We start from the raw sequence: 16,148 nt of genomic DNA, 5'->3' as shown, positions 1-16,148 counted from the left end.
TTATTATTGTTTTGCTTTTCTTTTTAATTTTATAATCTCTTTATTTATTAAATTCTAAATATATAATTATCAAAAATATACTTTTTATATTAAATTAATTTTGTATTCCATGTTAAAATAGTTGATATATGGTATTTTATCTTATAATATTTACTATAATACTACATTAGGAAAAGAGGTAAAAAATGTTTGCAGAAGAAAGGATTCAAGCTATATTAAATATCCTAAAAAAAGAAGGTAGAGTTACTGTAAAAGAACTCAGTTCTAAATTTAACGTTACAGAAGATTGTATAAGAAAAGACTTAAAAAATATAGAAAAAATCTCTTCAATACGAAGAATTTATGGTGGAGCTGTATTAGCCAGAGAAACCTTAGAAAACCAAGATACAAAAGATAGAAAAGAAATCAACATTCCAACAAAGAAAATAATAGCAGAGAAAGCATTTAATCTAATTACAGATAGAGAAACTATATTTTTAGACATCTCTACAATTAATATTTTACTGGCAAAACTTCTAGCTGAAAGTAATAAAAAGGTGACACTAGTGACAAATATGTTGGACATACTAAATGTAGTTACTTCAAGACCAAATAATTTAAATATAATCTCTACTGGAGGTTTATTAAATCTTAGTCTTGATGGATTTGTTGGCACTCCAACTATAGACTTTATATCAAAATATAAATTTGACAAGACCTTTATGGGTAGTTGTGGTGTGGATGTATTTAACTCTTCACTTACAACTTTTGAAATTGAAGATGGGCTTACAAAAAAAGCTATAATAAATTCAAGTAAGAAAGTATTTATAGTTATGGAAGATAAAAAATTTAAATTTGATGGAAACTTTAAATTTGCTCACTTAGAAGATATTAGTTCTATAATTACAGAAAAATCTCCTACTCCTGATATAGTAAACACTTTATCCGAATTTAATGTAAATGTTTTATAAACTCAATTACACACTTTATAGATTTACTTATAAATATAAATTATTATTTTATAAAGAAGCTTAAAAAACCTAATTTTCTAATAATTATTTTACAATTGAATTTAGTAGTTAAAACTAATTTGAAATAGACTTTCTAAATCTAATACAGTTATTTTTAGAAAGTCTATTTCTTTAACAAACAATTTAATACTATTATACACTATATATAAATCTTATTTCATTTCATCTTTCATTTGCTTTTCTATTTCTTTAGCAAATTTTTTTTGCTCGTATCTTTCCATCATTTCGTCTTTTTTCATTTCTAAGTTTACCATAGCACCTTGTGCATCATCTTTTAAATCCTCAGCAGTATTCTTCATTACATAAGCTGTCTTTTTAACACCGTCTTTTATATCTTCTTTCATATTTTTCATGTCTCTTTTTAATCTATCCATCAAAACTACCTCCTCTGTAAATATAATATTTTCTATATTTATTTTTCCCAAAGTACATATATTTATTTGCAATATCACTTATAATTTTTAAGTCATTAAATGTAATTTAATAGTGCTTAAATATATAAATTTCGATAGATTAAATATTTCTTGTTTCAAAATAAAAATAACATCAAACATAAACTATATGCTCGATGTTATTTTCTAAATTCACAATAACTTAATTGTTGGGATTACTATAATGATGACTTATATGGAGGATGTAATAAAATCTCATCATTATAGTTTGGTGTATTCTATGGTTTAAAACTTTTTTTATTTATATTTATATAATACATTTTTAGTATGAATTTTTTATGATTTTAGAATGAACTATTATTGAAACTTCTATATTATTTATTCAAACAAATCAATTTTTAAATTCGACTGTAAATACTACAGAGTTTTCTTTATTTTTTATACTATAATCAAATCCATGACTTTTAAAAATTTGACTGACTATATAAAGTCCAAGTCCACTTCCTCCAGTTTTTCGTGAACGAGATTTTTCTATTCTATAAAACGGATTAAATATTTCTTCTAAATAACGTTTCTCTATAGTTACACCAGTATTTTCAATTTCTAAAATTACCCTTTGATTAGAAGTCTTTTTATTTATACGTTTATTTTTATCATAAAGTCTAATTATAAGCTCTGAACCTTCAGGAGAATATTTTATGGCATTATTTATTATATTATTAATTGCCTTAGTTATTCTTTCTTGGTCTGCTTTTACTTCTAGATTTTCCTCTATTTTTAAAATAGTTTTCATATGTTTTTCTTCTATTAAAAATACTTGTCTTTTTACCAATCTATTTAAAAGTTCGCTTATATTTATTGATACAAGCTTCAAATCTTTTTCAAGTATCTCTGATTTTGAAACTTCTATCATTTCATTTACTAAATCTTTTAATTCTTGTGTACATTCATATGATTTTTTCAGATAAGTATCCCTATCTTTATACTTACCTACACTATAAATCATCCCTTCAATTTGACCACTTATTATGGTTATTGGAGTTTTTAGTTCATGTGATATTGTGGCGACAAAATCCTTTCTCCTATATTCTTGTTCTCTCTCACTCTCTATTATATTTATCAGAGGTTTTGTTATTACAATCGAATATATATAGGCTCCAATAATTGCTATTAATATCGCTATTGATATGATGTATGGCATTAACTTTCTTATAACTTCGTTTGCTTCATCAATTGGCTGTAATGGCATAACGAGTTCCAAAGTATATGGCCCATCTTTTGCATCTTTAGTATATATAGGTATAGATGTTCTATATTCATCCTCAATGCTATTAATCATGTACTTACTGTATCTTAAAATAACTACTTCATTTTTACCATATACGATTTTTCCTTGACTATCTTTTAATAAAATAGCAAGATTTTGGTCTTTAGCCATATAATAAAGTCTTTCTTCTAGAGTATACGTATCAAAATGAATCGAACTATCTACTAAAGACTTTAAACTTTCTTGAAGAGACTCAATTTTATACTCATGATAATATGATGGCAATAAAAAATATAAAATTAAATATATTATTAAAGCTAATGCTATTAATAATGATGTCGTTATAGAAAATAACTTATACTTTATGCTTAACTTTTCCCACTTATCAAATATCCTTCTCAAGTGTATATCCTATCCCTTTTACAGTTTTAATATATGGTAATGATATTTTTTTTCTTATATTTTTTATATGTGCATCTACAATCCTAGTATCTCCATAATAGTCATAACCCCATATACTATCTAAAAGACCTTCTCTAGTTATAACCTGTGGATACTTTTCTATTAGAGCTTTCAATATATTAAACTCTTTTAGTGTAAGCTCTATAGGTTCTCCATCTATCTCAGCTATATATGTGTTTAAATCTAACTTTAATTTTTCAAAAACTATAAATTTATCATTTATAGTTTTGTTACTTCTTCTCAAAATAGCTTCTACTCTTTTTATAAGAAGATTAAATGAAAATGGCTTTGTTATATAGTCATCACATTCTAGGTCAAAGCCTTTAAGTTGGTCCCCTTCATCATTCAAAGCAGTCAAAAATATAATTGGAACACTTGATGATTTTCTTATCATTTTACAGACCCCATAACCATCTAGATTTGGCATCATTATATCTAATATAACTAAATCATAACTTCCTTGTTTAAACTTTTGTATACCTTCCAACCCATCATTGGCTGTATCAACTTGATAACCTTCTGCACTTAAAAATTCTGATATTAATTCTTGTATATTTGAATCATCTTCAATTACAAGTATTGACGAGTTCATTCTATCAATCCTTTCTATTTTATTTGAAATTTCCTACATTACTTATATTTTATATCATTGTTGTGAATTTTACATGAAAAAGGAGCTATCTTAATTTGTAAATTAATTCTTTTAATTTAAAGATAGCTCTTTTTTATACATTTTATTTAACTTTTTAATCTAATCTCTTTTATATGGTTTGAAATTTTTAAGTCTAAGTGCATTTGAAACAACTGAAACTGAACTTAAACTCATAGCCGCTGCTGCAATCATGGGATTTAACAAAGGTCCTCCAAATATATACAATAATCCTGCTGCTACAGGTATACCAATCGTATTGTATCCAAATGCCCAAAATAGGTTTTGTTTTATGTTTTTTATAGTCTCATGACTAAGTTTAATTGCTGTTGGAACATCCATCAAGTCACTCTTCATAAGTACTATATCTGCAGACTCAATTGCTACATCAGTTCCACTTCCTATTGCTATACCTATATTTGCTTTTGCAAGGGCTGGAGCATCATTTATTCCATCTCCTACCATTGCAACAAAGTTGCCTTGGTTTTGTAATTTTTCAACTTCTTTAGACTTATCTTCTGGTAATACTTCTGCTAACACCATATCTATACCTACTTGACTTGCTATAGCATTTGCAGTTTTTACATTATCTCCAGTTACCATTGCAACTTTTATTCCCATATCATGAAGGATTTCTATTGCTTTTTTACTACTTTCTTTAACTACATCTGCTACTGCAATTATTCCTGCCAACTTTCCATCTACAGCTATATACATAGGTGTTTTACCTTGGCTTGCCAACTCATTAGATTTTTCTTCTAAATCTTCAAGAAGAATATTATTATCATTCATAAGTTTTTTATTTCCAAGTAATATATTTTCTTTATTGATAATAACTTGTATACCAGCACCTGGTATAGCTTTAAAGTCGTCAACTTTTTCCAATTTTATATTCTCTTCTTCACCATATCTTACTATTGCTTCACCAAGAGGATGTTCTGAACCTTTTTCTGCACTTGAAGCAATCTTAATAAGATATTCTTCTTCTACATTATTTAATACAATATCTGTTACCTTTGGTTTTCCTTCTGTTATTGTTCCTGTTTTATCAAATATTACTGTATTTACTTTATGTGCAGATTCTAATGCTTCTCCACCTTTTATCAATATACCATTTTCTGCGCCTTTTCCAGTCCCAACCATTATAGCAGTTGGTGTTGCTAATCCTAGTGCACAAGGACAAGCAATTACAAGCACTGATATAAAGATAGTAAGTACAAAGACTATATCTTTTCCACCTACTAAAAACCACAATAATGATGCCACTACTGCTATTGCAATTACTATTGGTACAAAATATCCAGACACAGTATCTGCAAGTTTGGCAATAGGTGCCTTTGTACCTTGAGCATCTTCAACTAATTTTATTATTTGAGCAAGAGCTGTGTCTCCACCGATTTTTTCAGCCTTAAACTTAATAACTCCATTTTTATTTATACTAGCTCCTGTAACTTTACTTCCAACATTCTTTTCTACTGGTATACTTTCTCCTGTAAGCATAGATTCATCAACTGATGTATATCCCTCTATTACGACACCATCTACTGGTATCTTAGTACCTGGCTTTACTAATATTATATCTCCAATTCCTACTTCTTCTATAGGAGTCTCTACTTCTTTACCATCCACTAATACTATTGCAGTTTTTGGTTGTAATCCCATAAGTTTTTTAATTGCTTCTGATGTTTTTCCTTTTGATTTTGATTCTAAATATTTGCCAAGTAAAATAAGTGCTATTATTATTCCTGCACTTTCATAATATAACTGATGATGGTGCATACCTTGAATTTGTCCATTTGCTATTTGTATTGTTGTATATAAACTATACAAAAATGCTGCTAATGTACCAATTGCAACTAAAGAATCCATATTAGGGCTTAAAGAAAAAAGTGCTTTAAATCCATTTATATAAAATTTATATCCAGCTATCATTACTGGTATTACTAAAATCAGCTGAATTAATGCATAATTCAAAGTATTCGTCATAGGGTTTATAATCTCTGGCAAAGGCCATGGCCCTATAGGCCTTATTATCATAGGTCCCATTGCTATATAAAACAATGGAACTGCAAATACTATTGCAACTATAAATTTAACAAATAAAGACTTCATTTCTTTTTCTTTTCTTAATTTATCTTCATCTACATCAACCTTATCTCTTACCTCTTCTATTGGCTTATATCCAGCTTTTTCAATAGCTGCTTTTATTTGAGATAATTTTACCTTTGATGGATTATAATCTATATTAGCTTTATCTGTTGCTATATTTACACTAATGTTCTCTACTCCATCCAATTTCTTTACTACTCTCTCTACTGCTTTTGCACAAGCTGCACATGTCATTCCATCAATTTTCATATCAATTTTTTTATTACTTTCTTCCTTTACAATTCCATATCCAGCTTTTTCTACAACCTGTTTTATATCATCAAAACTAACTTTAGAATTATCATATTCTATTTTAAGTTTTTCAGTAGCTATATTTACACTCTGGTCATATACTCCATCCATTTTCTTGGTTACTCTTTCTACTGCCTTTGCACAGGCTGCACATGTCATACCTGTGATTTTATAACTTTCTACTACTTTATTTGAACTCATAATAAATCCGTCCTTTCTTTTAACATGTTTTCAATCAATTTATAATTTTGCACTTTGATATGTAATCTTGATAAATTATTTATTTAGAAATCTATATTTTTATTATACCCCCTATAGGTATGCTTAATCAATATTTTTTTATAATTTTTTATAAATAAATTTATTAGTTATATTTATTTGTATTTACTAAAAAAGTATACTCCTAATTAAATATATAAATAAAAATAGAGTATATAAATTGTTTAATGTTTGTACAATTTATATACTCTATTTCTTATAATTTATATTCTATTTATAGTTTATTCCTTACATGCTTCGAAAAATTCTGCTTCTGTTTCTTTTATTTCAAGCTCATTGTCTATTATCCCGACAGCTTCTTTTTTAAATGCTCTACATTGACCTATACAACCAGTCTTCACATTTTCTTCTCCAACTAAAGTTTTTAACTTATTTACATCCACATTTGAACAGTTTGGACATACTCTTATCATATTTAAGTTCCTCCTAATTAATGTCTAATTAATAGTTTTATACCCAAATATAAATTTTATAAAAATCTTTTTTGTTATAAATTATTTCCATAAATTCCATTTTTATCATATTATCAACATTATATAGACATTTTATATATTATTATTACATGTATGGTGGTATCTGTTGTTTTCTTATTATTTCCAATTCTTTAATTTCCAAAGATTTAATTACATTTACTTTGTAGTTTTCTTTAGACTTTATATATAAAACATCTTCTGTCTTTTTACCTTCAATAAATTTATGAGACCATTCTAATAGCTCATCAAAATTACAAATCTCTTCTTTTAAGAAAGTATCACTTTCGCTAGCAAAATACTTAATTATTATTTTTGTTACTTCCAACATATATCATCCTTTGCTTTTTATTAATATTTTCATTTATAAATCTATTATTTGTATATAAAAATTTTTTAAACAAAATAAATTTTTATATACAAAACTAGCATTTTTGTTCAATTTGAGCTATATTAATACATTTTAATCTATTTCTCCTTGTACCTAATAATATATTGTGATATAATTAGTAAGTTATTTTAATCGAAGGGAGCAACAAAGATGTCACAAAAACATAAAATTATAAATATCGCAGTTATAGCCCACGTTGATGCTGGAAAGTCAACATTGGTTGATGCGTTCCTTTCTCAAGGTGGTGTTTTTAGAAAGAACGAAGTAGTCAAAGACTGCGTTATGGACAGTAACGACCTTGAAAAAGAAAGAGGCATAACTATATATTCAAAAAACTGTGCAATAAACTATGAAGATTATAAAATAAATATAGTTGATACTCCAGGACATAGCGACTTTTCTTCTGAAGTTGAGCGTGTTATGAAAACTGTTGACACAGTTATTTTATTAGTTGATGCTAGTGAAGGCCCAATGCCTCAAACTAGATTCGTTTTACAAAAATCTTTAGAGTTCGGTTTAAAACCAATATTATTTATAAACAAGATTGATAAAAAAGACCAAAGAGCGGAAGAAGTAGTTAATGAAGTTTTCGATTTATTTGTAGACTTAAATGCAACAGATGAACAATGTGAATTCCCTATAATATATGGTATAGCTAAGCAAGGTATAGCTAAACTTGAAATGGATGATGATAGTGAAGACCTTTCTCCTCTATTTAAAACTATTGTAAATCATGTTGAAGCTTATCCTGATTATGACAATGAACCTTTACAGTTCCAAATATCAGCCCTTGCATATGATGATTATGTAGGTAGACTTGGTATAGGTAGAATTTACAAAGGTACTCTTAAAAGCAATACACAAGTTGCTATATGTAGAGAAGATTCTGTTGTATCTAAAGGAAAAGTATCAAAACTTTCTGTGTATGAAGGTTTAAAACAAGTTGAAGTTGATGAAGCTACTAGTGGAGAAATAGTTGTTATAGCTGGTATACCAGATATATCTATAGGAGAAACTCTATGTGATTTAGATAATCCACTACCTATGGAAATGATAAGAATAGAAGAACCTACTCTTTCAATGAACTTCTTAGTAAATGACTCTCCATTTGTTGGAAAAAGTGGAAAGTTTGTTACAACTAGACATTTAAAAGATAGACTTGAAAAAGAACTTGAAGTGAATGTTGGGCTTAAAGTTGAACCTCTTGAAACTACTGATGGATATAAAGTTTCTGGACGTGGAGAACTTCACTTATCTATACTACTTGAAAATATGAGACGTGAAGGTTATGAAATTGGTGTTTCTAAACCTGAAGTTTTAATGCATAAAGAAGATGGAAAATTAATGGAACCAGTAGAAAGAGTTGTTGTAAACTGTCCTGAAGTTTATTCTGGTACTATTATAAACGAATTGAACTTAAGAAAAGGTATGATGGAATCTATGTCAATAGAAGGAGACTATGTAAAAATAGAATTCTTAGCACCTACTCGTGGTCTTTTAGGATATAGAAGTGAATTTATAAATGCTACTCGTGGAGAAGGTACTCTAGTTCGTTCATTTGAAAAGTTTGAAGAATTCAAAGGAGAGATACCTTCAAGAGGAAATGGTGTTTTAATAGCACAAGGACCTGGTGTTACTATGGGTTATTCTCTTAATGCTTTAAGTGATAGAGCTGTAATGTTCGTAGACCCTGGTGTAGAAGTTTATGAAGGTATGATAATCGGTATGAATTCTAGAAAAGACGACATGGTAGTCAATCCTTGTAAAAATAAAAAAATGAGTAATGTACGTGCTTCTGGTTCAGATGATGCTATAAAACTATCTCCACCTAGAATATTTACTCTTGAAGAAGCTCTAGAATTTATAGAAGATGACGAATTAGTTGAAATCACACCTGATTCTATAAGACTTAGAAAAAGATTCTTAAATGAACATGATAGATTAAGATATAATAAATCTAGACAAGGTAAATAATATATATTTATCTCTAGTTAATAAAATAGCCATACATACTAAAAGATATCTTTCAGTATATATGGCTATTTTTATTTAAAATTTATATTATTCAATATTTATATAATTAGCAGCTTGAACGGCCGCAATTGCTCCATCTGACGCTGCTGTTATTATCTGGCGTAAAAATTTAGTTCTACTATCTCCTGCTACATATACACCTTCTACTGATGTTGTACAAGATTCATCTGAAATTATATATCCACCTTCATCCAAGTCAAGAACATTTTCAAACATTTTATTATTAGGTTTAAGACCTATAGCAATAAAAATACCACTAACATCTATTGTTCTTTTCTCTTCAGTCTTTAAATTCTTTACTTCTATATTTGATACAGTCTTTTCACCTTCTATTTTTTCTACACCATGATTATAAAGTATCTCAATATTTTTTCTTGCCTTTACAGATTTTTCTAATACTTCTTCACCTCTAAAACTGTCTCTTCTATGAATTAAGTACACCTTTGTACAGTTGTTAGCCAAAAATAAAGCATCTTCTAAAGCAGTATTTCCTCCACCTACTATGGCTACTTCTTTATCTTTAAAAAATGCTCCATCGCACGTAGCACAATAAGATACTCCTCTACCTGTAAATTTTTCTTCTCCCTCACAACCTAATTTACGTCTTTCAACTCCATTTGCAAGAATAACAGCCTTTGCTTTATGCTCACCTGAAGATGTCTTTACAACCTTTATCTTTCCTTCAAGATTTATCTCTTCAACCTCATCAAACTGAATATCAACACCTTGAGCGATAGCTTGATTATATATATTATTAGAAAATTCTACCCCAGAAATCTTTTGAACTGCTGGATAATTTTCTACTTCAGATGTACTTGCAACTTGACCTCCATAAATACTTTTTTCAAATACTGTGACACTTAATCCTGCTCTCATAGCATAAATTGCTGAAGTTAAACCTGCTGGTCCAGCACCAATTACAATAATATCTACCATAACATTTTACCTCTCTTTATATTATTATTTCTTATATATTATTCTCATTATTCTTATACTTTACTATTATTATCCATATATACTATAAACAAAACATTATTTTTTATTAATGTATAAAAAGTTTAATTAACCTTTATTTCGATATAAGGATTGTTTTTTATTAGTTAACTTTATTTTACATATATGTAAAAAAACTGCAAATAAAAGTAATTTTTATTTACAGTTCCTACTCATTTATATAATTTAAAACCTTATTGGTTATCATTTACAGTGTCTTCTAATATATTGTTTTCTGATATATATGATAGAATTGAAAGTCCATACATAACCAAAACTAATGCTGCTGTTATAAGTACTATTCCCATATTTAATACCTCCTTTTGTTTACAGTATACTATTATTATGTGAAATACTTGTGAATTTAATTTGAATATAGCTGTAATTTTATATTAACAATTTCTTCAAATTAAATATTCCTAATTATATACTTTTATTAAGTCAATTGTTATTAATAGTTTAAATATTAACATTATTTACTTATATTTATATCATATACCATATAATTACATTTTTCAAATTAAAGTTTTGTAAACTTTTTTTGTAATATAGTGTAGTATAAAACTGTAATATTACAGAGATGTAACTGTTCCCTCTTGATTAGTTATATTAAAAACAGCTTCATTCCTATGAAAACACAAAATCCTAAGATTTTAAAAACAGTTAAAAAAATATTTTTCTATGACCCAATTTGATTACAATTTTTTTACAATTTAAAAAATATTTTTCCCAAATTTTTATATTAATACTTGACTTTGTCTGTTTTATAATCTAGAATAATTAATAATATTAAGAATATTGAAAGGCTTTGATTAGGAAGAGTAAATCTGAATCGGTTACCAGAGAAGGAAACTATTAGCTGAAATGTTTCCCTAATTAGAAAGATTGAAAACTACCTATGAGCTTCTATCTGAAGTTATCTTAATGATTTTAGTAGGAATAGACGTTTTTATTACTTACGTTAAAGTATCAAGTGGATTTTTTTAAATCAATTTGGGTGGAACCGCGGGAAACAGATTCTCGTCCCTTTTTTAGGGATGAGGGTCTTTTTTTATTACCTAAATTCAGTTTTTAAAATATTCTGTACTTAACTTAATTAGCTAATTAAAAATCTAAAATATATGGAGGATTATAGAATGTATTATTCAAGTACAAGAGGCACCGAAGAAAAAGTAACTGCATCACAAGCAATAATAAAGGGAATATCAAATGATGGTGGTCTTTATGTCCCAAGTAAATTTCCAAATGTTGAAAATGAACTTATAGATTTAATGAATTTAACGTATTCTCAGATAGCATTCTTTGTGCTTAGTAAATTTTTATGTGATTTTACTGAAGATGAGATTAAAGACTGTATAGAAAATGCATATGACGAAAAGTTTGATTGCACTAGTATAGCTCCATTAAATAAAATAAATGATACTTATTTCTTGGAATTATATCATGGACCAACTTTAGCATTTAAGGATATGGCACTTACTATAATGCCTCATCTTCTTAAAACATCTATTAAGAAAGATAATTTAGAGAAAGATGTCGTGATTCTTACTGCTACATCTGGAGATACAGGAAAGGCTGCACTTGAGGGATTTAAAGATATTGATAAAATAAAGATAATTGTATTCTTCCCAGAAGATGGTGTAAGTGCAGTACAAAAGCTTCAAATGAAGACTCAGACAGGAAAAAATACATATGTAGTTGGTATAAAAGGAAATTTTGATGATGCACAATCTGGTGTAAAGAAAATTTTCTCTGATAAAGAATTTAATCAAAAATTATTAGATAATAATTATATACTATCTTCTGCTAATTCAATTAATATAGGAAGACTTCTTCCACAAGTTGCATATTATTTTTATTCATATATGAAATTAGTTGATAAGGGTGAGATAAAGTTAAATGATAAAATAAATTTTGTTGTACCAACTGGTAATTTTGGTAATATTTTAGCTGGATATTATGCTAAACAAATGGGACTTCCAATAAACAAATTGATATGTGCATCAAACGATAATAATGTTCTTTATGATTTCTTTAAAACTGGTATTTATGATAAAAATAGAACATTAAAATTAACGTCTTCTCCTTCTATGGATATATTAATATCTAGTAACTTAGAAAGATTGTTGTTTGAGATATCAAATAGAAACACTGCTATCGTAAATAAACTATTATCTGACCTTAATGATAATGGAGTCTACAAAATAAATGAAGATATGGAAAAAAATTTATCTTCATTTTATGGAGAATATTCAAATGAAAAAGAAGTTAAAGAAACAATAAATAATGTATTTAAAAATTATAACTATTTGATAGATACTCATACTGCTGTTGCATACAATTGTTATGAAAAGTACAAAAAAGAAACTTCTGATAACACAAAAACTGTTATTGTAAGTACTGCAAGTCCATTCAAGTTTTCTGAGGATGTTCTAAAATCTATAGATTGTGATTTTGAGAACCTTGATGACTTCGCTATAATTGATAGATTATCAAGTATTTCTAAAACAGATATACCAAAACCTATTAAAAATCTTAAGGATGCAGAAATACTACATAAAGATATTTGTGAAAAAGATGAATTAAAACTAGCTATAAAAAAATTTTTGAAAGTATAGGTGATTATTATGTTAGAGATTATAGTACCTGCAACAAGTGCTAATATAGGTCCAGGGTTTGATTGTCTTGGAATTGCATTAAATATATATAATAAATTTTATATTGAAGAAATTGAAAAGGGTCTTGAAATAGAAGGCTGTGAAGATGCCTATAAAAACGAAAATAATTTGGTTTATACATCTATGAAGTACTTTTTTGATAGAGTTAAGCCAGACAAAATACCTACTGGCATCAAAATAAAAATTCAAAGTGAAGTCCCTATATGTAGAGGTCTTGGTAGTAGTGCATCTTGCATAGTAGCTGGTGTTATAGCTGCAAATGCTCTATCAAATGCTAATTTGGATAAATGCCAGTTGTTAAATATAGCATCAGAAATAGAAGGGCATCCAGATAATGTTGCCCCTGCTATTTTAGGAAATATGATTGTCTCTGTGACTGATAATGATAACATACACTATGATATTATAGAAATTCCTAACGAACTTAAATTTTGTGCAATGATACCTAATTTTAAGTTATCAACTGAAAAAGCTAGAGGTGTTTTACCAAAAGAAATACCTTATTCTGATGGTGTATTTAATGTCAGTAGGGTTGCATTACTTGTATCAGCTCTACTAAACAAAAACTTTGACCTTCTTAAAGTGGCTTGTCAGGATAAATTACATCAAGATTATAGAGGAACTCTAATTGAAAACTACAGTGATATTGTTAAAAAATCTGAGCAATTAAATAGTATTGGAGTCTTTTTAAGTGGAGCTGGGCCTACTATAATGTCTTTAATAAAAGAAAATGATGATAATTTTGTAGATAATATGAAAGACTACCTATCAAAATTAAAATCTGATTGGCAAATAAAAGAGTTATGTTGTGATTCTAATGGAGCTGTTTTAAATATTATATAATTATCATCTCATCTATAAAATATAACTACTCTTTTATTATAATTTGTAGTATAATAATTAGGACTAGGTAATAATATTAAGTATTATAATCTAGTTCTTTAAACATGTTTACATTAAGGAGGGATTATCATAAAAGAGTTAATAATTAGAGATTTAGTTGCAAAAGTTCCTATAATTCAAGGTGGAATGGGCGTTGGTATATCTAGATCATCATTGGCTGGTGCAGTTGCTAAGCTTGGTGGTGTTGGTGTAATTTCTGGGGTTCAAATTGGATATGATGAGGAAGATTTTGAAACTAACACTATAAATGCAAATTTAAGAGCTATAAAAAAACATATTTCTAAAGCTAAAGAAATTTCAAATGGTGGTATTATTGGTATTAATTTCATGGTAGCTATGAAAGAATATGAAACATACGTAAAGGAAGCTGTTAAAGCTGGCGTAGACCTTATAATATCTGGAGCTGGATTACCTAATAAGTTACCATCATTGGTAAAAGGAAGTAATGTAAAAATAGCTCCTATCGTTTCAACTGCAAAAGCTGCTAATGTAATTTTAAAGATGTGGGATAGAAAAGAAAAAACTACGGCTGACTTAATAGTTGTTGAAGGTCCAAAAGCTGGTGGTCACCTTGGATACTCTAATGAGGAACTTGATAACATAGATTCTATAGACTATGATAAGGAATTTGTTGAAATCTTAAAGGTTGCAAATACTTATGGAGAAAAATTTGGCAGAAACATTCCAGTTGTTGCTGCTGGTGGTATAACATCAAGTAGCGATGTTAAAAAATATATAGACATGGGAGCAAGTGGTGTACAAGTTGGTACAAGATTTGTTGCTACTTATGAATGTGATGCACATGAGAACTTTAAAATGGCATACATAAATGCTAGTGAAGACGATGTTCATATAGTTAAAAGCCCTGTAGGTCTTCCTGGACGTGCTATAAGAAATAAATTTATAGAAGAAGTTAAAATAACTCGTCCAGAAATAACAAAATGTTACAATTGCTTGATTCCTTGCAATCCAAAAGAAACTCCTTACTGTATTTCTCAAGCTTTAATCAATGCAGTTAAAGGAGATGTTGAAAATTCACTTTTATTTTGTGGAAATGATGCATATAAGATTGACAAGTTAAGTAGTGTTGAAGATGTTATCAATGAATTGATTTCTGAGTTGTAATTTAAAGAGTTATAATTTGAAATTTTATAAAGCTAAGGAATTTATATATGTTATCGATTAATCTTTGTTAACATATTTACTTCCTTAGCTTTTTTATATGTTTTTATATATCAATATATTTTTGCAAATCTCCTATTCAACTCAATTTAATAGTAGTCTTACATTTAATCTTCTTTTACAAGAACATTAGTTATTTCAGCTATATATAAAGTGTGGTAATCCTTTTGTGGATACCATCTTCCATCTATACCTTCAGCAATAAAACATTGAGGCTCTATTTTCTGACTATACATCTTTTTACATATAATAGCCATCTTTGCTTCTTTAAAATAAGGTGTCTCATTTAAGTGTTCTATATTAAATCCAATTTGTGATATCTTATCCTCTTCTCTACCAGATACTTTACCACAATATGAAAGCTCTTTACGGAAATCTTCATCAAAAAAAGTAAGAGAAAATTTATCTGTATTATCTATAAACTCCTTAGTATAACGTTGTGGTCTTATTACTACAAAGGCAACATCTTTTCCCCACATAACTCCAAGACCTCCCCAACTAGCAGTCATGGTATTTACTTTGCCCTCTTTTTCTGCTGTTATAAGTGTCCAGTCTTTCCCTATCAATCCAAATGGATTATTTTTAATATCTTCTGCTACAATTTCTTTAAATTCACTCATATCTCAATAACCTCTCATTCTCTTATATTTATGGTACTCTTATTTTCGTTACAAATTATAAATAAAATTTACTTTTGAAAATAAAATACCTTATTTTAAATATATTATTGTAAATAAGTAAATATATAAACACACACTTATTTTTTTAATATATTTAATATTTTCACTCAGAATATATATATTCTTTATTTAAGTTAAATATAACTGTTGTATTTAACATGTAAATTGTGGTAAAAATATTATTTAATCAAATCAAAACTTGATTTATATACCTGGAAAAGGTATTATATTAAAGAGTGCTTAAAATACGAATTTAGTATATAGGTATATAAAATAATAAATAAGGAGAGTGATGGGCAATGGATACTAGTCCGTTGCGGAGAGAATTTTTTACAATCTCATCACTTAATAATATCTA

13 protein-coding genes and 1 other annotated feature are annotated in these 16,148 nt (G+C 27.7%); of the genes, 5 read left to right on the top strand and 8 right to left on the bottom strand.

Features of this window, described 5'->3' with window-relative positions:
* Window positions 1-185: 185 nt before the first annotated feature.
* On the top strand, window positions 186-950 hold the full coding sequence (locus tag Q3223_RS18225; protein ID WP_054270576.1) for a DeoR/GlpR family DNA-binding transcription regulator: 765 nt from the start codon (window positions 186-188) through the stop codon (window positions 948-950).
* A 212-nt stretch (window positions 951-1,162) separates the two neighbouring features.
* Here the strand turns inward: Q3223_RS18225 and Q3223_RS18220 are convergent, their stop codons facing one another.
* The 6 genes from Q3223_RS18220 to Q3223_RS18195 all read right to left on the bottom strand — a co-directional run bounded on the left by Q3223_RS18220 (window position 1,163) and on the right by Q3223_RS18195 (window position 7,260).
* Window positions 1,163-1,384, bottom strand: a complete 222-nt coding sequence (locus tag Q3223_RS18220) for a hypothetical protein (RefSeq protein WP_054270577.1) — start codon at window positions 1,382-1,384, stop codon at window positions 1,163-1,165.
* Between the two features lie 409 nt (window positions 1,385-1,793).
* Window positions 1,794-3,071 (bottom strand): cell wall metabolism sensor histidine kinase WalK, encoded by a 1,278-nt coding sequence (locus Q3223_RS18215; RefSeq protein WP_054270578.1) that lies wholly within the window; start codon window positions 3,069-3,071, stop codon window positions 1,794-1,796.
* Window positions 3,055-3,723, bottom strand: a complete 669-nt coding sequence (locus Q3223_RS18210) for a response regulator transcription factor (protein ID WP_003424455.1) — start codon at window positions 3,721-3,723, stop codon at window positions 3,055-3,057. Before Q3223_RS18210 ends, Q3223_RS18215 begins: the two co-directional genes overlap by 17 nt.
* A 159-nt stretch (window positions 3,724-3,882) precedes the next feature.
* Window positions 3,883-6,381: a heavy metal translocating P-type ATPase gene (locus Q3223_RS18205; protein WP_407812341.1), complete on the bottom strand. Its 2,499-nt coding sequence runs from the start codon at window positions 6,379-6,381 to the stop codon at window positions 3,883-3,885.
* A 299-nt stretch (window positions 6,382-6,680) separates the two neighbouring features.
* Window positions 6,681-6,872 (bottom strand): hypothetical protein, encoded by a 192-nt coding sequence (locus Q3223_RS18200; RefSeq protein ID WP_003424459.1) that lies wholly within the window; start codon window positions 6,870-6,872, stop codon window positions 6,681-6,683.
* 145 nt (window positions 6,873-7,017) lie between these two features.
* A complete protein-coding gene (locus Q3223_RS18195; protein ID WP_021384973.1) occupies window positions 7,018-7,260 on the bottom strand; it encodes a hypothetical protein in 243 nt (80 codons plus the stop codon).
* Window positions 7,261-7,470: 210 nt separating this feature from the next.
* Here Q3223_RS18195 and typA point away from each other — a divergent pair, with 210 nt between their 5' ends.
* Entirely contained in the window at window positions 7,471-9,294 is a 1,824-nt protein-coding gene (gene typA, locus Q3223_RS18190) for a translational GTPase TypA (RefSeq protein ID WP_054270580.1), read from the top strand.
* Between the two features lie 87 nt (window positions 9,295-9,381).
* Here the strand turns inward: typA and trxB are convergent, their stop codons facing one another.
* Window positions 9,382-10,290: a thioredoxin-disulfide reductase gene (trxB, locus tag Q3223_RS18185; protein ID WP_054270581.1), complete on the bottom strand. Its 909-nt coding sequence runs from the start codon at window positions 10,288-10,290 to the stop codon at window positions 9,382-9,384.
* An 856-nt stretch (window positions 10,291-11,146) separates the two neighbouring features.
* Window positions 11,147-11,378: a binding site (T-box leader), on the top strand.
* Between the two features lie 105 nt (window positions 11,379-11,483).
* Here trxB and thrC point away from each other — a divergent pair.
* The 3 genes from thrC (at window position 11,484) to Q3223_RS18170 (ending at window position 15,053) form a co-directional block, all read left to right on the top strand.
* Window positions 11,484-12,965: a threonine synthase gene (gene thrC, locus Q3223_RS18180; protein ID WP_231300698.1), complete on the top strand. Its 1,482-nt coding sequence runs from the start codon at window positions 11,484-11,486 to the stop codon at window positions 12,963-12,965.
* 9 nt (window positions 12,966-12,974) lie between these two features.
* A complete protein-coding gene (gene thrB, locus Q3223_RS18175) occupies window positions 12,975-13,868 on the top strand; it encodes a homoserine kinase (protein WP_407812340.1) in 894 nt (297 codons plus the stop codon).
* 126 nt (window positions 13,869-13,994) lie between these two features.
* Window positions 13,995-15,053 (top strand): nitronate monooxygenase family protein, encoded by a 1,059-nt coding sequence (locus Q3223_RS18170; protein WP_074179651.1) that lies wholly within the window; start codon window positions 13,995-13,997, stop codon window positions 15,051-15,053.
* A gap of 164 nt (window positions 15,054-15,217) precedes the next feature.
* Here the strand turns inward: Q3223_RS18170 and Q3223_RS18165 are convergent, their stop codons facing one another.
* Window positions 15,218-15,730 (bottom strand): flavin reductase family protein, encoded by a 513-nt coding sequence (locus Q3223_RS18165; RefSeq protein WP_054270585.1) that lies wholly within the window; start codon window positions 15,728-15,730, stop codon window positions 15,218-15,220.
* Window positions 15,731-16,148 lie beyond the last annotated feature (418 nt).

The organism is Clostridioides sp. GD02367, from assembly GCF_045900275.1.
Classification (GTDB): domain Bacteria; phylum Bacillota; class Clostridia; order Peptostreptococcales; family Peptostreptococcaceae; genus Clostridioides; species Clostridioides difficile_A.
The sequence above is the reverse complement of the archived record's forward strand: the minus strand, read 5'-3'. Positions and strand labels throughout refer to the sequence as shown.

Bases quoted from the DNA above. Each gene is read 5' to 3' on its own strand.
- Q3223_RS18225 (WP_054270576.1), top strand. From the start codon at position 186: ATGTTTGCAGAAGAAAGGATTCAAGCTATATTAAATATCCTAAAAAAA.
- Q3223_RS18220 (WP_054270577.1), bottom strand. From the start codon at position 1,384: ATGGATAGATTAAAAAGAGACATGAAAAATATGAAAGAAGATATAAAA.
- Q3223_RS18210 (WP_003424455.1), bottom strand. From the start codon at position 3,723: ATGAACTCGTCAATACTTGTAATTGAAGATGATTCAAATATACAAGAA.
- Q3223_RS18205 (WP_407812341.1), bottom strand. From the start codon at position 6,381: ATGAGTTCAAATAAAGTAGTAGAAAGTTATAAAATCACAGGTATGACA.
- Q3223_RS18200 (WP_003424459.1), bottom strand. From the start codon at position 6,872: ATGATAAGAGTATGTCCAAACTGTTCAAATGTGGATGTAAATAAGTTA.
- Q3223_RS18195 (WP_021384973.1), bottom strand. From the start codon at position 7,260: ATGTTGGAAGTAACAAAAATAATAATTAAGTATTTTGCTAGCGAAAGT.
- typA (WP_054270580.1), top strand. From the start codon at position 7,471: ATGTCACAAAAACATAAAATTATAAATATCGCAGTTATAGCCCACGTT.
- trxB (WP_054270581.1), bottom strand. From the start codon at position 10,290: ATGGTAGATATTATTGTAATTGGTGCTGGACCAGCAGGTTTAACTTCA.
- thrC (WP_231300698.1), top strand. From the start codon at position 11,484: ATGTATTATTCAAGTACAAGAGGCACCGAAGAAAAAGTAACTGCATCA.
- thrB (WP_407812340.1), top strand. From the start codon at position 12,975: ATGTTAGAGATTATAGTACCTGCAACAAGTGCTAATATAGGTCCAGGG.
- Q3223_RS18165 (WP_054270585.1), bottom strand. From the start codon at position 15,730: ATGAGTGAATTTAAAGAAATTGTAGCAGAAGATATTAAAAATAATCCA.